Annotated in this window: 24 protein-coding genes; 20 read left to right on the forward strand and 4 right to left on the reverse strand. The window is 70.2% G+C overall.

The window, feature by feature from the left end; all coding sequences use genetic code 11:
* Positions 1 to 12: 12 nt before the first annotated feature.
* Positions 13 to 1,032, reverse strand: a complete 1,020-nt coding sequence (gene rlmN / locus VHC63_09780; protein ID HVV36879.1) for a 23S rRNA (adenine(2503)-C(2))-methyltransferase RlmN — start codon at positions 1,030 to 1,032, stop codon at positions 13 to 15.
* Between the two features lie 33 nt (positions 1,033 to 1,065).
* Between rlmN and VHC63_09785 the strand changes: the two genes are divergently transcribed.
* Positions 1,066 to 1,773: a VIT1/CCC1 transporter family protein gene (locus tag VHC63_09785; protein ID HVV36880.1), complete on the forward strand. Its 708-nt coding sequence runs from the start codon at positions 1,066 to 1,068 to the stop codon at positions 1,771 to 1,773.
* A complete protein-coding gene (nth, locus tag VHC63_09790; protein HVV36881.1) occupies positions 1,773 to 2,432 on the forward strand; it encodes an endonuclease III in 660 nt (219 codons plus the stop codon). Before VHC63_09785 ends, nth begins: the two co-directional genes overlap by 1 nt.
* Before the next feature lie 89 nt (positions 2,433 to 2,521).
* Here the strand turns inward: nth and VHC63_09795 are convergent, their stop codons facing one another.
* Positions 2,522 to 2,707, reverse strand: a complete 186-nt coding sequence (locus tag VHC63_09795) for a hypothetical protein (protein HVV36882.1) — start codon at positions 2,705 to 2,707, stop codon at positions 2,522 to 2,524.
* 58 nt (positions 2,708 to 2,765) lie between these two features.
* Between VHC63_09795 and hisD the strand changes: the two genes are divergently transcribed.
* Genes hisD through VHC63_09875 form a run of 16 tightly spaced genes read left to right on the forward strand, consistent with a single transcriptional unit; the run spans position 2,766 to position 15,999 of the window.
* Positions 2,766 to 4,058, forward strand: a complete 1,293-nt coding sequence (gene hisD / locus VHC63_09800; protein ID HVV36883.1) for a histidinol dehydrogenase — start codon at positions 2,766 to 2,768, stop codon at positions 4,056 to 4,058.
* On the forward strand, positions 4,055 to 5,131 hold the full coding sequence (gene hisC / locus VHC63_09805) for a histidinol-phosphate transaminase (protein ID HVV36884.1): 1,077 nt from the start codon (positions 4,055 to 4,057) through the stop codon (positions 5,129 to 5,131). Before hisD ends, hisC begins: the two co-directional genes overlap by 4 nt.
* Positions 5,128 to 5,724, forward strand: a complete 597-nt coding sequence (gene hisB, locus VHC63_09810) for an imidazoleglycerol-phosphate dehydratase HisB (GenBank protein ID HVV36885.1) — start codon at positions 5,128 to 5,130, stop codon at positions 5,722 to 5,724. The genes hisC and hisB overlap by 4 nt, the downstream gene beginning before the upstream one ends.
* Positions 5,721 to 6,338 (forward strand): imidazole glycerol phosphate synthase subunit HisH, encoded by a 618-nt coding sequence (hisH, locus tag VHC63_09815; protein HVV36886.1) that lies wholly within the window; start codon positions 5,721 to 5,723, stop codon positions 6,336 to 6,338. The genes hisB and hisH overlap by 4 nt, the downstream gene beginning before the upstream one ends.
* Positions 6,338 to 7,054, forward strand: a complete 717-nt coding sequence (locus tag VHC63_09820) for a 1-(5-phosphoribosyl)-5-[(5-phosphoribosylamino)methylideneamino] imidazole-4-carboxamide isomerase (protein HVV36887.1) — start codon at positions 6,338 to 6,340, stop codon at positions 7,052 to 7,054. Before hisH ends, VHC63_09820 begins: the two co-directional genes overlap by 1 nt.
* On the forward strand, positions 7,045 to 7,803 hold the full coding sequence (gene hisF, locus VHC63_09825; GenBank protein ID HVV36888.1) for an imidazole glycerol phosphate synthase subunit HisF: 759 nt from the start codon (positions 7,045 to 7,047) through the stop codon (positions 7,801 to 7,803). The genes VHC63_09820 and hisF overlap by 10 nt, the downstream gene beginning before the upstream one ends.
* Positions 7,804 to 7,812: 9 nt before the next feature.
* Positions 7,813 to 8,130: a co-chaperone GroES gene (locus VHC63_09830; GenBank protein HVV36889.1), complete on the forward strand. Its 318-nt coding sequence runs from the start codon at positions 7,813 to 7,815 to the stop codon at positions 8,128 to 8,130.
* 12 nt (positions 8,131 to 8,142) lie between these two features.
* The gene (gene hisI, locus VHC63_09835; protein ID HVV36890.1) at positions 8,143 to 8,523 is read left to right on the forward strand and encodes a phosphoribosyl-AMP cyclohydrolase; all 381 of its coding nucleotides are present in this window, start codon (positions 8,143 to 8,145) and stop codon (positions 8,521 to 8,523) included.
* The gene (locus tag VHC63_09840; protein ID HVV36891.1) at positions 8,510 to 10,018 is read left to right on the forward strand and encodes a chorismate-binding protein; all 1,509 of its coding nucleotides are present in this window, start codon (positions 8,510 to 8,512) and stop codon (positions 10,016 to 10,018) included. The genes hisI and VHC63_09840 overlap by 14 nt, the downstream gene beginning before the upstream one ends.
* On the forward strand, positions 10,011 to 10,625 hold the full coding sequence (locus tag VHC63_09845) for a hypothetical protein (protein ID HVV36892.1): 615 nt from the start codon (positions 10,011 to 10,013) through the stop codon (positions 10,623 to 10,625). The genes VHC63_09840 and VHC63_09845 overlap by 8 nt, the downstream gene beginning before the upstream one ends.
* Positions 10,618 to 11,433: a carboxypeptidase-like regulatory domain-containing protein gene (locus VHC63_09850; protein ID HVV36893.1), complete on the forward strand. Its 816-nt coding sequence runs from the start codon at positions 10,618 to 10,620 to the stop codon at positions 11,431 to 11,433. The genes VHC63_09845 and VHC63_09850 overlap by 8 nt, the downstream gene beginning before the upstream one ends.
* Positions 11,434 to 11,453: 20 nt before the next feature.
* Entirely contained in the window at positions 11,454 to 12,212 is a 759-nt protein-coding gene (locus VHC63_09855; protein ID HVV36894.1) for an indole-3-glycerol phosphate synthase TrpC, read from the forward strand.
* Positions 12,203 to 12,868 (forward strand): phosphoribosylanthranilate isomerase, encoded by a 666-nt coding sequence (locus tag VHC63_09860; GenBank protein HVV36895.1) that lies wholly within the window; start codon positions 12,203 to 12,205, stop codon positions 12,866 to 12,868. Before VHC63_09855 ends, VHC63_09860 begins: the two co-directional genes overlap by 10 nt.
* The gene (trpB, locus tag VHC63_09865) at positions 12,861 to 14,045 is read left to right on the forward strand and encodes a tryptophan synthase subunit beta (protein HVV36896.1); all 1,185 of its coding nucleotides are present in this window, start codon (positions 12,861 to 12,863) and stop codon (positions 14,043 to 14,045) included. The genes VHC63_09860 and trpB overlap by 8 nt, the downstream gene beginning before the upstream one ends.
* Positions 14,042 to 14,824 carry a tryptophan synthase subunit alpha gene (gene trpA / locus VHC63_09870; protein HVV36897.1) on the forward strand — a complete coding sequence of 261 codons (783 nt, stop codon included), beginning with the start codon at positions 14,042 to 14,044 and terminating at the stop codon, positions 14,822 to 14,824. Before trpB ends, trpA begins: the two co-directional genes overlap by 4 nt.
* Positions 14,821 to 15,999, forward strand: coding sequence for a DEAD/DEAH box helicase (locus VHC63_09875; GenBank protein HVV36898.1), 1,179 nt, complete (start codon positions 14,821 to 14,823; stop codon positions 15,997 to 15,999). Before trpA ends, VHC63_09875 begins: the two co-directional genes overlap by 4 nt.
* Here the strand turns inward: VHC63_09875 and VHC63_09880 are convergent.
* Together VHC63_09880 and VHC63_09885 are read right to left on the reverse strand one after the other, a co-directional pair.
* Entirely contained in the window at positions 15,977 to 16,237 is a 261-nt protein-coding gene (locus tag VHC63_09880) for a hypothetical protein (protein HVV36899.1), read from the reverse strand. The two genes, VHC63_09875 and VHC63_09880, sit on opposite strands and share 23 nt — an antisense overlap.
* Positions 16,238 to 16,269: 32 nt before the next feature.
* On the reverse strand, positions 16,270 to 17,871 hold the full coding sequence (locus tag VHC63_09885) for an AarF/UbiB family protein (protein HVV36900.1): 1,602 nt from the start codon (positions 17,869 to 17,871) through the stop codon (positions 16,270 to 16,272).
* Between the two features lie 99 nt (positions 17,872 to 17,970).
* On the opposite strand from VHC63_09885, the gene VHC63_09890 reads away from it, so the two are divergent.
* On the forward strand, positions 17,971 to 18,384 hold the full coding sequence (locus VHC63_09890; protein HVV36901.1) for a nuclear transport factor 2 family protein: 414 nt from the start codon (positions 17,971 to 17,973) through the stop codon (positions 18,382 to 18,384).
* A gap of 55 nt (positions 18,385 to 18,439) precedes the next feature.
* On the forward strand, positions 18,440 to 18,832 hold the full coding sequence (locus tag VHC63_09895) for a VOC family protein (GenBank protein ID HVV36902.1): 393 nt from the start codon (positions 18,440 to 18,442) through the stop codon (positions 18,830 to 18,832).
* Positions 18,833 to 18,860: the final 28 nt, after the last annotated feature.

The following is an 18,860-nucleotide window of genomic DNA, read 5'->3' on the forward strand; positions in this document are numbered from 1 at the left end:
GGCGTCAGTATCTCAGGCGCGGCTGGCCAGCTGGCCGCATGCGGCGTCGATCGACTGTCCACGCGTGTGGCGCACCGTCGCATTCACGCCGCGTTCGACCAACGCATCGGCGAACCCGCGCACCGCGGCGCGCGTCGAGCCCATGACCAGGTAGCCCGGTGTCGGGTTGAGCGGGATGAGGTTGACGTGGGCGCCGAGGGGCACCGCGATCTCGGCGAGCTCGTCGACGTCGGACGGCCGGTCGTTCACCCCGGCGATGCACGCCCACTCGAAACTGAGGCGGCGGTTGCGGTTGCCGATGTAGGCGCGGCAGGCGGCGAGCAACGACGCCAGCGGGTAGCGACGGTTGATCGGCACGAGTTCGTTGCGCAGCGTGTCGTTGGCCGCGTGCAGCGACACCGCCAGGCCGACCGGTAGCTCCTCGCGCGCCAGGCGGTGGATGCCGGGCACGACGCCGACGGTCGAGATCGTGATGTGGCGCGCCGAGAGACCGAGGTCGCCGTGGATGCGGTCGACGGCCCGCCACGTGGCGTCGTAGTTGGCCAGCGGCTCGCCCATCCCCATGAACACGACATTGGACAGGCGCCGCTGCGTCGCCTTCGCCTCGCGAGCGGCGCGCACCACCTGCTCGACGATCTCGCCCGTGGTGAGATGGCGGCGAAAGCCGCCCTGGCCCGTCGCGCAGAAGCCGCACGCCATGGCGCAGCCGGCCTGTGACGACACGCACACCGTCGAGCGTCCCGGATAGTGCATGAGGACGGTTTCGACGGCGTTGCCGTCGTCGAGGCCGAACAGCCACTTGACCGTCGTGGCCTTGTCGGCCTCCTGGCGCATCGTCTCGCGCAGCGCGGGTCGCAGCGCCGGTTCGTCGACCAGCGCGGCGCGCAGCGACTTGGGCAGCGTCGTGAGTTCGCCGACGTCGGCCAGCTGGCTGTAGAGGCCGTCCCACACCTGGCGGGCGCGGTAGGCCGGCTCGCTCGCCAGCGCGGGCAAGGAGGCCAGGTCGTCGAGGGAAAGGTCGTGTCGTGTCATTTGGACAGCTACGACTCTGGCAGAGTTCAGGGCATGGCGATGACGCCCGAACACCACCACCGCGACATCACCGGCGGCTCGGCGCGGGCCGCGGTCTTCGGCGTGAGCGACGGACTCGTCTCGAACGCCTCGCTGATCCTCGGCGTCGCCGGGGGTGCCGGGCATGTTTCGGTGGTGCGCCTCGCCGGCCTCGCCGGCCTCATCGCCGGGGCGTGCTCGATGGCGGTGGGGGAGTACCTGTCGGTGAGCGCCCAGGTCGAACTCGCCCAGCGCGAGCTGCGCCTCGAGCGCCACGAGATCGTGCACAACACCGGCAAGGAGAAGGCGGAGCTGGTGCGGCTCTACGAGTCGCGAGGCGTCAAGGCCGAGACCGCCGAAGAAGTCGCAACGGCGCTGATGGCCGACACCGACCAGGCCCTCGCCGTGCACGCCCGCGAGGAACTGGGCGTCGACCCTGACAAGCTCGGCTCGCCGGTGCGCGCCGCCGTCGCCTCGTTCGTGTCCTTCACGCTCGGTGCGATCGTGCCGCTGCTGCCGTGGCTCTTCGGCACCGGCGCCACCACGGCGCGCGTGGTCGCCTCGATGGTGCTGGCCGCCGGTGCGGCGGTGGCCGTCGGCTGGGTGCTCGGGCGCTTCACCGGGCGCTCGCCCGCGAAGGTCGCGGCGCGCCAACTCATCCTGGCGTCGATCAGCGCGGCGATCGCCTTTGGCATCGGTCACGCCGTCGGCGCCACCGTCTAGTGGCCAAGCCGCGCACGCCCAAGGGGCGCGCCCGCCTCACCAACGAGCGCCTCAAGGAGGCGTATCCCGACGCCCTGTGCGCACTCGTGCACGACAACCCGTTTCAGTTGCTCGTGGCCACGATCCTTTCCGCGCAGTCCACCGACGAGATGGTGAACAAGGTCACGCCCGGGTTGTTCGCCGTCTACCCCGACGCCGAGTCGATGGCGGCGGCGTCGCCCGCCGACATCGAACCGCTGGTGCAGAACCTGGGGCTCTTCCGCAACAAGGCGAAGAGCCTCGCCGGTATGGCGGCGGCACTCGTCGAGCGCCACAACGGCGAGGTGCCGACGACCCACGAAGAGCTGACAGCGCTGCCGGGCGTGGGCCGCAAGACGGCCAACGTCGTGCGCTCGGTGGCGTTCCGGTTGCCGGGACTCCCCGTCGACACCCACGTCGGGCGCATCTCGCGCCTGCTCGGGCTGACGGAGGAGACCGACCCGGTCAAGGTCGAGCACGCGCTCGGCGCCATGCTGCCGCCGGGGGACTGGGGTGACTTCTCGCTGCGGATGATCCTGCACGGCCGCGCCATCTGCATCGCCAACCGCCCGCGGTGCGAGATCTGCCCGCTGAACGATTTTTGCCCGTCAGCCTTTCGAGCGTTCCGCTCGAAACCCTGACGGCTGTCCCTTCGGTTCGCTCCGCCCGAGGGCTCCGCTCACGGTGCGGCGGGGACCCCATCCCCGCCGCCGCCCGTTGCGTCCTCCGATCACTGACGGCTGTTTACCAACTTCGTCAGGCGGCGCACGCCGGCGTTGAGCGAGCGTTCGACTTCGTAGAGGTCGACGGCCACGTCGGAGCGCCCGTCCTTCTCGTGGGCCGCGGCGAGCGACTCGATGCGTCGGGCCAAGTCGGCGAGCGTGGAGGTGATCGAGGAGAGTTCGGCGTCGGCCACCGGGCGAATCTATTGCCTTCGTGGATCGGCCCGGTCCGCCCGTAGACTGTTGGCTCTCATGTTGTCTCGTATCGACCTGCGCGGCGCGTCCCTCGACGGGTTGCGCACCCGACTGCCTCGACCCCGGGCGGCCACCGAGCCGCCGTCGGAGACGGTGGCGTCGATCCTCGCAGCCGTGCGCGACGAAGGCGACGCCGCCGTACGCCGCTTCACCAAGGAGTTCGACCACGTCGAGCTCGAGGAGCTGCGTGTCCCCGACAGCGAGCTTCAAGCGGCGCTGGCGTCGATCGTGCCGCTGCTGCGCGAGGCGCTCGAGGCGGCGCGGGCGAACATCGTGAGCTACCACCGCAGCCAGTTGCGCGAAGACACGCGCCACGAGTCCGACGGCATCGTGCTGCGCGAGCTGTTCCGTCCCGTCGAGCGCGTCGGCGTGTACGTGCCGAGCGCGCTCGCCCCGCTCATCTCGACGGTGTTGATGACGGCGCTGCCGGCGCGCGTCGCCGGCGTGGGCGAGGTCGTGCTGTGCACCGCACCGGGCCCCGACGGCAAGGTGGCCGAAGGCATCCTCGCCGCGGCCGCGCTGGCGAACGTCGACGAGGTCTACGCCGTCGGCGGCGCGCAGGCGATCGGGGCGCTGGCCTACGGCACCGAGTCGATCCGGCCCGTCGACGTGATCGTCGGCCCGGGCAACATCTACGTCAGCGAAGCCAAGCGGCAGGTGGCCTCCAGTGGCCTCGTCGGGGTGCCGTCGTCGTTCCCCGGTCCGTCCGAGGTCGTCGTGGTGGCCGACGAGACGACGCCGCCCGATCTCGCCGCCATCGACTTGATCGTGCAGATCGAGCACGGCCCCGACGGGTTGGCGTGGCTCATCACGTGGTCGGAGGACGCCGCCGCCGCCATTCAGTCGGCCATGGCGGGGCTGGTGGCCGACGCCCCGCGCCGCGAGGTGATCGAGGCCAACCTCGCCACCAACTGCTACCTGGCGCTGGTCGACGGACCGGAGGCGGCGATCGAAGTGGCCAACGCGGTGGCGCCCGAGCACTTGCAGCTGATGTCGGCCGACCCCGAGTCGCTGCTGCCGATGGTCAAGCACGCCGGCGCGGTGTTCTGTGGGGCCTTCGCGCCGGCGTCGGTCGGCGACTACATCGCCGGGCCGAGCCACGTGCTGCCCACGTACGGATCGGCGCGCTTTGCCTCGGCGCTGCGCGTCGACGACTTCATCCGCGCCATCCACGTCGTGGCGCTCGACGAGGCGGCCCTGAACCGGGTGGCACCGCACGTGGCCGCGCTGGCCGAAGCCGAGGGCCTCGCCGCCCACGCGCTGTCTGTACGCATGCGGAGCAACCGATGACGTTGCCCAAGAAGACGGCGCAGGTCCGCGCGGAGCTGAGCCGGATGCAGGGCTACCACTCGAAGCAGGTCGACGTGGAGGTGCGGCTCAACACCAACGAGTCGCCCGAGGCGCCGCCCCGCGCCTTCGCCGAAGCGCTGGCGCAGTTCGTGCTCGACGCGCCGTTCCATCGCTATCCCGACCGCGCCGCGGCGGAGCTGCGCGCCGCCATCGCCGAGTTCCACGGCGTGCCGCGCGAGAACGTGTTCGCCGCCAACGGTTCCAACGAGGTGTTGCAGTGCCTGCTGCTCGCCTTCGGCGGTCGCGACCGCAGCGTGCTCGTGTTCGAGCCGACGTACGCGCTGCACAGCCACATCGCCCACATCACCGGCACGCCTGTTACCGAAGCGGCGCGCAATGACGACTACACCCTGAGCCCCGACGCCGTCGGCGCCGCCGTGCGCGACGCCGATCCCACGATCACGTTCCTGTGCTCGCCCAACAACCCGACGGGCCTGGTCGAGTCACCCGAGGTGCTCGACGCGGCGGTCAAGGCCTCGCACGGGCTCGTGGTGGTCGACGAGGCCTACGGTCAGTTCTCGTCCTGGTCCGCCGTCGACCGCGTGCACGACGACGGCCAGGTCGTCGTCGTCCGCACCTTCTCCAAGACGTGGGCGATGGCCGGGCTGCGCCTCGGCTACGCCATCGCGCCGGCGAACGTCGTTGCCGCCCTCGACGCCGTCGTGCTGCCGTACCACCTCGACATGATCAAGCAGGCCGCCGGCGTGCTGGCGTTCCGGTTCCACGGCGAGATGCAGGCGCGCGTGGCCTCGATCGTCGAAGAGCGCGGCCGCATCCTCGACGGGTTGGCGCAGCTGGAGGTTGACGTGTGGCCGTCGGAGGCGAACTTCATCCTCTTCCGTCCGCGCGCCGTCGACGGCGGCGACGTGTGGGAGCGCCTCGTCGACGAATCCGTGCTCGTGCGCGACTGCTCGACGTGGCCCGGTCTCGCCGGCTGCCTGCGCGTCACAGTCGGCACCCCGCAGGAAAACGGTCGCTTCCTCGATGCGCTCGGAAAGGCGTTGATCCCATGAGTCGTGTCGCTACGCGCACACGCGAAACCAAAGAGACCAAGATCGCGCTGTCCGTCGACATCGACGGCACCGGCGAGACGAACGTCACCACCGGCCTGCCGTTCTTCGACCACATGCTGAGCCAGCTCGGCAAGCACAGCGGCATGAACCTGGCCATCGAGTGCGTCGGCGACCTCGAGATCGACGCCCACCACACCGTCGAAGACGTCGGCATCGCGCTCGGCGAAGCGGTGAAGGAAGCGCTGGGTGACAAGGCGGGTGTGCGCCGGTTCGCGTCGAATCTCGTGCCCCTCGACGAAGCGCTGATCGAAGTCGCCCTCGACCTGTCGGGCCGGCCGTTCCTCGTCTACGAAGTCGACTTCGCCTTCGAGGACCGCAACCTCATCGGCAACCCCGGCTTCGACCCGCAACTCGCCGAAGAGTTCTGGCGCGCCTTCGCCATGGCCGCGATGGTGACGCTGCACATCCGCACCCGCAGCGGCAAGAACACCCACCACATCATCGAGGCCAGCTTCAAGGCCGTCGCCCGCGCCCTGCGCGACGCGTGGCGCGTCGAGGGCACGGGGGTGCCGTCGACCAAGGGCACGCTGTGACGCCGCGCATCGCGGTGCTCGACTACGGCATCGGCAACCTCGGCTCGGTCAACAACGCGCTGCGTCACGTGGGCGCCAACGCCGAGTTGGTGACGACGCCCGATGCGGCCGCCGGAGCGGCGGGAGTCGTGCTGCCAGGCGTCGGCGCGTTCGGCGCGTGCATGCACGCGCTGCGGGCCAGCGGGCTCGATCGTGTCGCCCTCGACGCGGTCGACAACGGCACGCCGCTGTTCGCCGTCTGCGTGGGCCTGCAGTTGCTCTACGACGCGTCGGAGGAGTCGCCCGAAGTCGGCGGCCTCGGCGTGCTTCCCGGCACGCTGTCGCGCTTGCCCGCCGGCGTGAAGCATCCGCAGATGCAGTGGAACAAGGTCGTGGCTCCCGCGGGCCGCAACACCAGCTCGGCGCTCATGGACGCGCTCGGTCCGGATCCGTGGGTGTACTTCGTGCACTCGTTCGCCGCGCCCATGAGCGACGCCGTCGTGGGTGTGTGCGACTACGGGGGTGAGGTGGTCGCCGCCGTCGAGCACGGAGCCGTGTGGGCCGCCCAGTTCCACCCCGAGAAGTCGAGCACCGCCGGCTTGGCGCTGCTGCGGGCGTTCGCGGAGTCGCTGTAGTGGACCTGTATCCCGCTATCGACTTGCGCGGCGGTCGCGTGGTGCGCCTGACCGAAGGCGACTTCGACCAGGAGACGCACTATCCCGGCGAGCCGGTCGCGCTGGCCAAGCACTTCGCGTCGCAGGGCGCGCCGTGGATCCACGTCGTCGACCTCGACGCCGCCAAGGGCGACGGGCCGGTCAACGCGGACACGATCAAGGCCATCGCGGCGGCCGTCGACGTCCCGGTGCAGGCTGGCGGCGGCCAGACCGACGACACGTCACTCAAGGCGGGCGTGAAGCGCATCGTCCTCGGCTCGCTCGCCATCAGCGACCCCGACGCCGCCAAGGCACTGGTGCGCGCCTATCCCGGGCGCGTCGCCATCGGCCTCGACCACCGCGAGGGGCGCATCGCCGTGCGCGGCTGGCAGGAGGAGAGCGACCGCACCGTTGACGACGTGATCGCCGACTACGCCGATGTCGACGTGGCCGCGTTCGTCGTCACCAACATCGCGACCGACGGCAAGCTCACCGGCCCTGACCTCGCCGGCCTCGAGCGGGTGCTGCTGCTCACCCGCGTCCCGGTGATCGCGTCGGGAGGTGTGGCGACGCTCGACGACATCCGCGCCCTGCGCACCCTCGACGTCAACGGGCGCGGCGTCGCCGGCGTCATCACCGGGCGCGCCGTGTACGAGAACAACTTCAGCGTGGCCGAGGCGGTGGCGGCGTGCGGGTAGTGCGCGTCATCCCGTGCCTCGACGTCGACGCCGGCCGCGTCGTCAAGGGCGTGAACTTCGTGGGTCTGCGCGACGCCGGTGACCCGGTCGAGTTGGCGGCGCGCTACGACGCCGAAGGCGCCGATGAGGTCACGTTTCTCGACATCACGGCATCGTCGGATGACCGCGCCACGATGGTCGACGTCGTGGCCCGCACCGCCGAGCAGGTGTTCATCCCCCTCACCGTCGGCGGCGGTGTGCGTTCGGTCGACGACGCCCGCAAGCTGCTGCGCGCCGGCGCCGACAAGGTCGGCGTCAACACCGCGGCGGTCAACCGTCCCGAACTCGTCACCGAAATCGCCGAGGAGTTCGGGGCGCAGTGCGTCGTCGTGGCCATCGACGCCCGGGCGCGCGCCGGCGGCTTCGAAGTTTTCACCCACGGCGGGCGCACGCCCACCGATATCGACGCCATCGCCTGGGCCGAGCAGGTCGCCAAGAACGGCGCCGGTGAGATCCTGCTCACGAGCATGGATCGCGACGGCACCCGCGACGGCTTTGACCTCTCCCTCACCCGCGCCGTGGTCGACGCCGTCGACATCCCCGTCGTGGCCAGCGGCGGCGTGGGCAACGTCGGCCACCTCGTCGAGGGCGCCCTCGAGGGCGGCGCCGACGCCGTGTTGGCCGCCAGCATCTTCCACTTCGGCGAAATCACCGTGCGCGAGGCCAAGCGGGCGATGGCCGAAGCAGGGGTTGTCGTCCGACCCTCGTAAGATTTCGCTGTGGCAGACAAGCAAGCGATCACGATGCTCGCTGATCGCGTGCTCGTGCAGATCCCGGTGGCCGAGGGGGAGCGGCGCAGCCGCGCCGGCATCCTGATCCCCGCGACCGCGCAGGTGTCGAAGCGGTTGGTCTGGGCCGAGGTCGTCGCCGTGGGCCCGCACGTGCGCACCATCAAGGCGGGCGACCAGGTGCTGTTCAGTCCCGAGGACCGCTACGAAGTCGAAGTGCAGGGCGAGGACTACCTCCTGCTGCGCGAGCGCGACATCCACGCCGTCGCCGCCGACCGTTATGACGGTGCGACCGGCCTTTACCTATAGAAAGATTCCCCGATGCCCGAGGCGACGCCGATCCCCTTCACCGAGGCCGACCTGGCCAATGTCACCTTCAACGCCGACGGCCTCGTGCCGGCGATCGTGCAGGAGCACGGGACGGGCCAGGTGCTGATGCTGGCGTGGATGAACGACGCGTCGCTGCGCAAGACGCTCGAGACCGGCCGCACGTGGTTCTGGAGCCGCAGCCGGCAGGAGTACTGGTGCAAGGGCGAGACGTCGGGCGACCGCCAGTACGTCCGCGCCGCGAGCTACGACTGCGACGGCGACACGCTGCTGTTCAGCGTCGAGCAGGAAGGTAACGGCGCGTGCCACACCGGCAACTACTCGTGCTTCTTCCGCAACTTTGCGAGCTCTGACGAAGACAGTGCAACCGACTAGGGACGAGTTCCACGCGCTGGCGGCGCGTCACTCCGTCGTCCCCGTTTGGCGAGAGGTGCTCGCCGACCAGATCACGCCGGTCGCCGGGTTCGCCCGCCTCGTGGGCGACGACGCCGGGTTCCTGTTCGAGTCGGTCGACCGCGAGCGCTGGGGGCGCTGGAGCTTCCTCGGCCGCGACGCGCGCGCCACGCTGGTGGCGCGCAACGGGACGATCGAGGTCAGCGGTGAGCTTCCCGACGGCGTCCCGCTCGACCGCGGCATCCTCGCCGCCATCGAGGCCATCGTGGCCAAGTACGAGTCGCCGCAGCTCGACGACCTGCCGCCGCTGCACGGCGGCGTCGTCGGCTACCTCGGCTACGAGGTCGTGCGCGAGGTCGAGCGCCTGCCCGACGCCCCGGCCGACGACCGTCATCTGCCCGACGCCGTCATGTCGATCATCGGTTCGGTCGCCGCGTTCGACCACTGGCGCCAGCGCGTCGTGCTGCTGGCCAACGCCTTCGTCACGCCCGGGGCCGATCTCGACGCGCTGTACGACGAAGCCGTGGCCAAGGTCGAGCGCATGCTGGCCGACGGCGCCAAGGCGCTCGACGAGCCCGTCTTCGACCCGCCGCTCGAAACCGAGACGCTGCCCGAGGTCACGCGCACGGTGAGCAAGGAGCGCTTCGCCGACATGGTGGCCGTCGCCCGCGAGTACATCCTCGCCGGCGACATCTTCCAGGTGGTGTTGTCGCAGCGCTTCGACCTGCAACTCGACGCCGACCCCTTCGACATGTACCGCTCGCTGCGCCAGGTCAACCCGTCGCCGTACATGTACTTCATCCGCCATCCCGAGGTGACCGTGGTCGGCAGTTCGCCCGAACCGATGGTGCAGCTCCTCGACGGGCGCGTTATCAGCCGGCCGATCGCCGGCACCCGTCGGCGCGGCCGCACCGAAGCCGACGAGCGGCGCATGGCGGCGGAGTTGCAGGAGGACCCGAAGGAGCGCGCCGAGCACATCATGCTGGTCGACCTGGCGCGCAACGACGTCGGGCGCGTCGGCGTGTTCGGCACCGAGCGCGTCGACGAACTGCTCACGCTCGAGCGCTACAGCCACGTGATGCACCTGACGTCGCAGGTGTCGGCCGACCTGCGCGCCGGTCTCGGTCCAATCGACGTGCTGCGGGCGACGCTGCCGGCGGGCACCGTGTCGGGCGCGCCCAAGGTGCGCGCCATGCAGATCATCGACGAACTCGAGTCGACGCGGCGCGGTCCCTACGCCGGCGTCGTCGGGTATATCGACTTCACGGGACAGCTCGACACCGCTATCGCCATCCGCACCATGTTCGTCGACCCCAACGGCACCGCGTACGTACAGGCAGGCGCCGGCATCGTGGTCGACAGCGACGCCGCGTCCGAAGACCTCGAATGCGCCAACAAAGCTGCGGCGCTGCTGGCGGCCGTGCCGGCGGCGCGGCGCATGACGGCGCAGCGGAAGATGGAACCGCGTCGTGGGTGACGTCGTGCGCGTCGAGGGACCCGACGCCGCCACCTTCCTGCAGGGCCAACTGAGCCAAGACGTCGACGGCGGGGCCGAGTGGACCTTCGTCCTCGAGCCGACGGGCCACATCGTCGCCTTGGCGCACCTGCGCCGCGACGGCGATGCGTTCGCGCTTGAAGTCGACGCCGGCCTCGGTGCGGCCGTCGAGGCGCGGCTGCGCAAGTTCCTGCTGCGTACCAAGGCGACGATCACGCTCGAGCCCGGCAGCAGCGACGACGCGGCGCGTATTGCGGACGGTCGGCCCGGGGCGCCCGAGTTCGACGAGCGTGCGGTGCCGGCCGAGACGGGTTGGACCGATCGCGCCGTGTCGTTCACCAAGGGCTGCTACACCGGCCAGGAGTTGGTGGCGCGCATGGACAGTCGCGTCGCCGAACCGCCGCGCCGGCTCGTGCGTGTCCCCGCCGACGTCCCGGCGGGGACGCCGATCGAAGTCGACGGCGTCAACGCCGGGACGGTCACCAGTTCCGCCGGCGGATCGGCGCTCGGCTACGTCAAACGCGGCACGACCATCGGCGACGCGGTCGTCGGCGGCGAGCGTGTGCGCCTTGAGGTGGTCGGTGCGTAAGGCGCTGGCCGTCATAGGTCTCGGACTGCTGGCCGCGGCGTGCTCGAGCGGTCCGGGCGCGCTGCCGAAGGTGCCCGACTTCACACCGGCGCCGACCACGACGACCGAGTTCGACTACTCCAACGTGCCGCTCAAGGGCGTCACCGGGCACGCGGCGCCTACGACCATCGCGCTCGGGCCCGGGCAGGCGACGGTGTCGGGCACGGTCACGGGCGACGAGGGCCCCGTCGCCGGCGCCACCGTCGAGGTCGACCGCATTGCGAACGGCGCCCAGGCGAGCACCACCGTGCTGACCGCGGACGACGGCACGTGGAGCGTGCCCCAGATCCTGGGCGGCCACTACCGCGCCCGGGCGTGGCGCACGCCCGACCTGGCGCAGACGACGTGGACGGCCATGTTCGTCGGCGCCACGGAGTCGAAGGTCGTCGACCTGCGCGTCCGTACCGTCGGCGGTCTCAACGTCGACGCGTCGATCGCTCCCGACCCGCCGGTGGTCGGCCAGCCGGCCAACCTGGTCGCCCTCGTCACGGTGAAAGAAGTCGACGCGCAGGGCGTCGTGCGGGCCACGCCGCAGACCAACGTCGAGGTGCAACTGCTGGCCAGCGGTGGCTGGCGCATCCTGTCGACCAACCCAACGGTGACCGACTTCAACGGCGAGGCGCAATGGTCGCTGCGCTGCCGCGTCGCCGGACGCCAAACGCTGGCGGTCACCGTCGGCAACCAGACGGTGCCGCTCACGGTGAACAACTGCGCCGAACCGGAGCAGAACACGACGACCTCGACCTCAGAAGTCGGTTCGAGCCAATAGCGGCCTCTACGATTTCTCCGATGGCCACGTATCTCGACTCCATCGTGGCCGCGCACCGGGGCTACCCCGAGCCGGTCGTGAGCGACGCGGCGCTCGCGGCGGCGCCCGCGCCGCGCGGGTTCGCGGCGGCGTTGCGGCGCGACGATCTGGCCGTGATCGCGGAGATCAAGCGGCGCTCCCCGTCGATGGGCGACCTCAATCCCGCACTCGACCCCGCGCTGATGGCCAAGGCGTACGCCGACGGCGGCGCGGCCGCGCTGTCCGTGCTCACCGACGCCGACTATTTCGGCGGCAGCAGCGACGACCTCCAGGTGGCGCGCGCCGCCGTCGACGTGCCGGTGTTGCGCAAGGACTTCACCGTGTGTGCCGCCGACGTGCGCGCCGCCCGCGCCATGGGCGCCGACGCGGTGCTGCTGATCGTCGCTGCCCTCGACGACGCCGAACTCGGCGGCCTGCACGCCGACGCCGTCGGCCTCGGGCTCGACGTGCTCGTCGAAGTGCACGACGACGACGAATTGGCGCGGGCGCTCGCCGCCGACGCCCGCATCGTGGGCGTCAACCAGCGCGACCTCAAGACCTTCGAGGTCGACCACGAGCGCGCCGTGCGCATGGCGGCGTCCATCCCGTCCGACGTGGTGCGCGTCGCCGAGTCCGGTGTGCGCGACGCCAACGACGCCCGGCGGCTGCGTGACGCCGGCTACGACGCCGTGCTCGTCGGCCAGACCGTGGTGACCGCCGGTGACCCGGCCGAGACGGTGCGGAGCCTTCGGTGTTCGTGAAGATCTGCGGCATCACCAACGAAGACGACGCGCTGCTGGCCGTCGCCATGGGCGCCGACGCCATCGGCTTCGTGTTCGCGCCGTCGAAAAGGCAGGTGACGGTGACCACCGCCGCCGACATCGTGAAGCGGCTGCCCAACGACGTGTTGAGCGTCGGCGTGTTCCGCGACGAGACGCCGGAGAAGGTCGTCGAGACCGTGCACCGCGCCGGGCTGCGCGGCGCGCAGCTGCACGGTCACGAATCGCGTGAGGACACGTGGTGGGTGGGCGAGCGCATCCCGTTCGTGATCAAGGCCTTCGTCGCCGGCAACCGCGGCGTGGCCGACGCCGCGGGCTACCGCGCGTCGGCGATCCTGCTCGACGCCCCGTCTCCGGGATCGGGTCAGGTCTTCGACTGGCGCCTCGCCGAAGGCGTGCCCGACAAGAGCCGGCTGATCGTGGCCGGTGGCCTCGATGCCGACAACGTCGCCGCGGCCATCGAAGCCACGAGGCCGTGGGGTGTCGACGTTTCCGGCGGCGTCGAGGCGTCGCCCGGCCGCAAGGACCCGCGCAAGGTCCGCTCGTTCGTGGCCAACGCCCGCCGCGCCTTCGATCGTTTCGCGCCCGGCGATGGTGACTCGCTCTACGACTGGGCGCACGAGGATGCCGATGAGTGAGCCCACCCCCAACCTGATGCGCGAGCCGACCAGCGGCGGCCGCTTCGGCCAGTTCGGCGGGCGCTACGTCCCCGAGTCGCTGATGCCGGCCTGCCTCGAACTCGAAGCGGCGTTCCGCGAGGCGTGGGCCGATCCGGTCTTCGTCGACGAGTACCGCACGCTGCTGCGCGACTACGGCGGGCGCCCGACGCCCGTCACCGAATGCAAGCGGCTGTCGGCCGAACTCGGCGTGCGCGTGCTGCTCAAGCGCGAGGACCTGGCGCACACCGGCAGCCACAAGATCAACAACGTCGTCGGCCAGGCGCTGCTGACGCGGCGCATGGGCAAGACGCGCATGGTCGCCGAGACGGGCGCCGGCCAGCACGGCGTGGCCAGCGCGACCGCCGCCGCGCTGTTCGGCCTCGAGTGCGTCGTGTACATGGGCGAGGTCGACGTCGAGCGCCAGGCGCTCAACGTGTTCCGCATGCAACTGCTCGGCGCTGAGGTGCGACCGGTTGGTTCGGGCAGCCGCACGCTCAAAGACGCCATCAACGAAGCAATGCGCGACTGGGTGGCCAACGTCGAGTCGAGTCACTACTGCCTCGGCTCGGTCATGGGCCCGCATCCGTACCCGTGGATGGTGCGCGAGTTCCAGCGCATTGTCGGCGACGAAGCGCGCCCGCAGGCCCACGCCATCCTCGACGCCGATCCTGACGTCGTCGTCGCCTGCGTCGGTGGTGGCTCGAACGCCGCGGGGACGTTCGCGGGCTTCGTCGACACCGAGGCGCGCCTCGTGGGCGTGGAGCCGGCGGGTGGCGCGGCGATCGGTCGCGGCGTGCCGGGCGTCGTGCACGGCAGCGAGTCGATGCTGCTCCAGGACGAGTACGGCCAGATCGCCGAAGCGCATTCGATCAGCGCCGGGCTCGACTATCCCGGCGTCGGTCCCGAGCACGCGTTCCTGGCCTCGATCGGGCGTGCTACCTACGTCGCCGCCAACGACGACGAGGTCCTCGCCGCGCTCCAGCTGCTGGCGCGCACTGAAGGGATCATTCCGGCGCTCGAGTCGGCGCACGCGGTGGCGTGGGTGATCGGGGCGGCCCGCCGCGGCGAACTGGCGCCCAACACGACGGTGTTGATCACGCTGTCGGGCCGCGGCGACAAGGACGCCGAAACCGTGATGGGGATTCTGGCGCCGTGAACGTGGAAGCGACCCTGCGGGCCAAGCGCGACGCCGGGCAGAAACTGCTCGTGCCCTACATGACGGGCGGCCTGGGCGGTCCGGATTGGGTCGAGTGCGTGCTCGCCATGGCCGCGGCCGGCGCCGACGCCATCGAGATCGGCATCCCGTTCTCCGACCCGGTGATGGACGGCCCCACGATCCAGGAGGCGTCGCAGGCGGCGCTCGACGGAGGAGCGACGCCACCGAAGATCCTCGACTCGCTGCGCGGCGTCGACGTCGGCGTCCCGCTGATCGCCATGACCTATTACAACCTGTGCTTCCACGCCGGCCACGAACGCTTCGCGTCGTCGCTCGTCGAGGCCGGCATCACCGGTGCGATCCTGCCGGACCTGCCGCTCGAAGAGTCCGTCGAGTGGGAGGCCACCGCCGCGCGACACGGCGTCGCCACCACGCTGCTGGCGGCGCCGATCACGCCCGACGATCGCCTCGTGCAGATCGCGGCGCGGTCGCGGGGTTTCGTCTACGCGGTGTCGCTTATGGGGACGACGGGCGAGCGCGGTACGCTGGCGGCGTCGGCCGCGCAGCTCGGAGCGCGTCTCAAAGCGGTGACCGACACCCCGGTGCTCATCGGTTTCGGTGTTTCGACTCCTGAGCACGCCGTCGAAGCGTCAAAGCATTCCGACGGCGCGGTGGTCGCCTCGGCGCTGATGAGGATGTTGCTCGACGGCCGGGGACCAGACGCCGTGGCTGACGCGGTTGCCGCCATGCGGGCGGCGCTTGATGAGGAGTTCAAATGAGTGACGTGACGTTCGCCAGCCTCGGCGTGGACGAGGCACTGGTCGACGCGCTGTCGCAGTCGGGCGTGATCAAGCCCTTTGCCATCCAGGGGTTGACCATCGCCGATGCCCTCGCCGGCCGCGACGTGTGCGGTCAGGCCAAGACCGGTTCGGGCAAGACGCTGGCCTTCGGTCTGCCGCTGTTGCAGCGCACCGCCCCCGGATCGCGACCCGGTTACCCCCGCGCCCTTGTGCTCGTGCCGACGCGCGAGCTCGCGGTGCAGGTGGCCGACGTGCTTACGCCGCTGGCGGAGTCGGTCGGCCTCACGCTGCGCGCGGTGTACGGCGGCACCGACCTCGACGCCGACATCCGCGCCTTCCGCAAGACCGTCGACGTCGTCATCGCCACGCCCGGTCGGCTCATCGACCTCGGCAACCGCGGCGAGATCCACGTGACCGACGTGGGGACGATCGTGCTCGACGAGGCCGACCGCATGGCCGACATGGGCTTCCTGCCCCAGGTCGAGTGGTTCCTGCGTCGCATGACGCACGACCACCAGACGTTCCTGTTCTCGGCGACGCTCGACAACGACGTCGACCACCTCATGAAGGCGTACATGAAGGACCCGGTGGTGCACACCGTGGAGAGCAAGACCGTCACCGTCGACGAGATGACGCACCGCTTCTTGTTCGTGCACGAGATGGACAAGGCCCGCGTCGCCGCCACGATCAGCAAGAACGCCTACCGCACGCTCATCTTCACCCGCACCAAGCGCGGCGCCGACCGCCTCGTGGCCGACCTCAAGCAGGTCGGCGTCAAGGCGTCGCCGCTGCACGGCGACCTGCGCCAGAACGCGCGCGAGCGCGCCCTGTCGGAGTTCTCCGAAGGCAAGCTGCCGGTGCTCGTCGCCACCGACGTCGCCGCGCGCGGCATCCACGTCGACGGCATCGACGTCGTCATCCACTACGACCCGCCCGAAGACCACAAGACCTACCTCCACCGCTCGGGCCGCACCGCCCGCGCCGGCGAGAGCGGTCTCGTGGTCACGCTCGTGCTGTGGAATCAGCAGCTCGAAGTCGAGAAGCTCCAGAAGCGCATCGGCGTGAAGATGCCCATCCCCGAGGTGTTCTCGAATGACCCGCGCCTGACCGACCTGGCGGCGTGGGACCCGGTCAACGCAACCGAAAACGCCTGAAGTACCAGTCCTTGTCGCGGGCGTGCGCGTGGAAGTGGTCGGGGATCTGGCGCATGTTGCGGTCGATCGACCATTCCTCGTAGAGGCCGTTGGCCACGCGCGTGAGTTCGCGCAACATGTGCTCGACGTGGTCCTCGGGTGGTTCGGTGCCGTGCTGGCGCCACACGACCATGGGTACGTCGCAGACTTCGCAGTCGGCGATCCAGCACACGTCGTCTTCGTAGTGCCACTGCGTCATGCGAGCGGCCTCGCATAAGTCGCAGTGCGGCGTCACTTCTTCTTGCGCTTCTGCTCTTGCTGGTGCGCCTGCATGCGCTTCTGCATCAGCTGACGACGCTCCTGCAGTTCGCGGTGGGTGATCGACTGCACGCCTTCGCCCACGCCGAAGCTCGCCTTGACGCCTTCGAGGTCGATCTCGAAGGCCGCTCCGGGCTCCATGCCGATCTGGCGGGCGATCTCTTCGCCGTGGCGCGTCGCCATGTGCTCGGCGACATGGGTGATCTCGCCGAAGATGTCGACGTCGGGTGCGAGCGTCGCCAACGCGCCGTCGAGGAACAGCATGTCCTTGATGAACAGCATCAGTTCCTTCGGGAACCGGGCGCCGTAGCCGAGCAGCTTCTTCACGACGTCGCGCATCTCTTCGAGCAGCTGGTCAGGCGTCATCGCCAGCGGGTCGATCGGCGGGCGGTCGAGGCCGAGGTCCTTGATCAGCTCGGGGATGTCGGTGCCTTCGGGCAGCGCGCCGAGATCGATGAGCGCGCTCAGCTGGCCGTTGAGGTCGTTCATGGTGGCGCCGACGATCATGCGCAGGAACGCCAGGCGCCGCTTCTCGTCGAGGCGGCCGGTGATGCCGTAGTCGAGCAGGGCGACGCGCCCGTCGCGCTGCACGAGCAGGTTGCCGCCGTGGAGGTCGCCGTGGAAGACGCCGTAGAGCATGGCGCCTTCGAGGAAGCTGACCATGCCGGCGCGCACGACGGCTTCGGTGTCGACGCCCGCCGCCTTCATGCCCTCGACGTCGTCGAAGCTGAAGCCGTCGAGGCGCTCCATCACCAGCATGCGCTTGGTGACGAGCACGGGGTGGGGCCGGGGCACGACCATCGAGCGCTGCCCGGTGGCCGCGAGCACGCGCGCCACGTCGAGCATGTTCTGGGCTTCGAGGCGGAAGTCGAGTTCCTCGGCGATGGTTTCGGCGAACAGGTCGACCAGCGCCGGGGGATTGGCCAGCGCCGCGATCGGGATGCGGCCGATGAGCACGGGCGAGATCCACGACATCGCGGCGAGGTCCTTGCGCACCAGGTCGCTCACCGTGGGGCGCTGGACTTTGACCACGACGTCTTCGCCCGTCTTCAACCGCGCGGTGTGCACCTGCGCGATCGACGCCGCGGCCAGCGGCTCGCGCGAGAAGTCGACGAACACCGCTTCGAGCGGCTTGCCGAGTTCGGCTTCCACGACGCGGCGCACGGTGTCGAAACCCTCAGCGGGCACGCGGTCACGCAGGAGGATGAACTCCTTCACCAACTCCTCGGGGAAGATCCCCTCGCCCGACGAGAGGATCTGGCCGAGCTTGATGTAGGTCGGGCCGAGCTTCGAGAACGACACCCGCAGCCGCCGCGACAGCCCGGCGCGGGCCGTGTCGGGCGTGCGGCGCTGGTCGATCAGCTTCCAGCCGAGCAGTGCGCCGCCGAGGTGCCAGCCGGTGACGAGCGCCCGGGCCACGGGCGGCACCTTGCGCCGGCGCACGAGGTCGGGCACTTGTGCGGCGGTTCTCGCCCGTAGTTCGCCGATGCCGTGTTGCCACGCCATGGCCTCGTCCGGGACCACCCAAGGTCCCGAGTCCGAGAACGCCCCCCGCTCCAGGTCGGTTGCCTGCATGGAGAAAAGCTACGCGTCGTAGGTACTTGCGGGAAATCGGTCCGTCCCTGGGGTGAATGCCTCATGTCGCCGGCGGCGCCGATCCGTACGTTCGGTTCTATGAGTTCGTCGGCCATCGCCTTCCGTGACGCCCTGTGTGACCGTGACTTCGACGCCGTGCGCGCCCTGCTCGCCGACCACGTCGAGATGCGGGGCCTGCTCCCGTCGCGCACCATCGAGGCGGCGGGCCCCGACGACATTCTCGGCTGGTTCACGAAGTGGTTCGCGACCGGCCCGGGCTTCGAAGTGCTCGGCCGCGGCGCCGGCACCACCGCCGGGCGCAACCGGGTGACGTGGCGCTTCCGCTTCAGCGCGCACCCGGTCATGGCGGAGCCTGGCGTGCACGAGATCGAGCAGACGGCCTACGTCGACGAGTCCGGCGGCCGCATTACCCGCATCGACCTGCTGTGTTCGGGCTTCCGGCCCGTGAGCGCCATCGACGCGCCGCAGTTCTGTTCGGTGCCCGTTCGCTAGCGACCGCCGTCCGGCTGCGCTAGGCATGCAGCACACGACCAACCAAGGAGTTGCCATGGCTGAGTTCCCGGCAGTTGCCCACGTTGCGGTCACCGTGAACGACTTGAGCAAGAGTCGTCCGTGGTATCAGGCGCTCTTCGGCGCCCCGCCGGTGCTCGACGAGGACACCGGGCCGTTCCATCACGTCGTGTGGCTCCTCGGTGGCACGCTGTTCGGCATCCATCAGCACCAGTCGCCGTCGAGTTCGGAAGCCTTCGACGAGTTGCGCCCCGGCCTCGACCACGTCGCCTTCGGTTGTGCCAATCGCGGCGAGCTCGAGGCGTGGGAAGCAAAGCTCGGTGAACTCGGCATTGCCAACGGCGGCATCGTCGACGCGCCCTACGGGTCGGGCCTGTCGTTCCGCGATCCTGACAACATCGCGTTGGAGTTCTTCGCGCCGCCGTCGTAGGCCAATCACTCCGGATACCGCGGTGCTA

The organism is Acidimicrobiales bacterium, from assembly GCA_035546775.1.
GTDB lineage: Bacteria > Actinomycetota > Acidimicrobiia > Acidimicrobiales > JACCXE01 > JACCXE01.

Excerpts from the sequence above, each read along its gene's own strand:
- rlmN (HVV36879.1), bottom strand. The coding sequence starts at position 1,032 with ATGACACGACACGACCTTTCCCTCGACGACCTGGCCTCCTTGCCCGCG.
- VHC63_09785 (HVV36880.1), top strand. The coding sequence starts at position 1,066 with ATGGCGATGACGCCCGAACACCACCACCGCGACATCACCGGCGGCTCG.
- hisD (HVV36883.1), top strand. The coding sequence starts at position 2,766 with ATGTTGTCTCGTATCGACCTGCGCGGCGCGTCCCTCGACGGGTTGCGC.
- hisC (HVV36884.1), top strand. The coding sequence starts at position 4,055 with ATGACGTTGCCCAAGAAGACGGCGCAGGTCCGCGCGGAGCTGAGCCGG.
- hisB (HVV36885.1), top strand. The coding sequence starts at position 5,128 with ATGAGTCGTGTCGCTACGCGCACACGCGAAACCAAAGAGACCAAGATC.
- hisI (HVV36890.1), top strand. The coding sequence starts at position 8,143 with ATGCCCGAGGCGACGCCGATCCCCTTCACCGAGGCCGACCTGGCCAAT.
- VHC63_09855 (HVV36894.1), top strand. The coding sequence starts at position 11,454 with ATGGCCACGTATCTCGACTCCATCGTGGCCGCGCACCGGGGCTACCCC.
- trpB (HVV36896.1), top strand. The coding sequence starts at position 12,861 with ATGAGTGAGCCCACCCCCAACCTGATGCGCGAGCCGACCAGCGGCGGC.
- VHC63_09875 (HVV36898.1), top strand. The coding sequence starts at position 14,821 with ATGAGTGACGTGACGTTCGCCAGCCTCGGCGTGGACGAGGCACTGGTC.
- VHC63_09880 (HVV36899.1), bottom strand. The coding sequence starts at position 16,237 with ATGACGCAGTGGCACTACGAAGACGACGTGTGCTGGATCGCCGACTGC.
- VHC63_09885 (HVV36900.1), bottom strand. The coding sequence starts at position 17,871 with ATGCAGGCAACCGACCTGGAGCGGGGGGCGTTCTCGGACTCGGGACCT.
- VHC63_09890 (HVV36901.1), top strand. The coding sequence starts at position 17,971 with ATGAGTTCGTCGGCCATCGCCTTCCGTGACGCCCTGTGTGACCGTGAC.
- VHC63_09895 (HVV36902.1), top strand. The coding sequence starts at position 18,440 with ATGGCTGAGTTCCCGGCAGTTGCCCACGTTGCGGTCACCGTGAACGAC.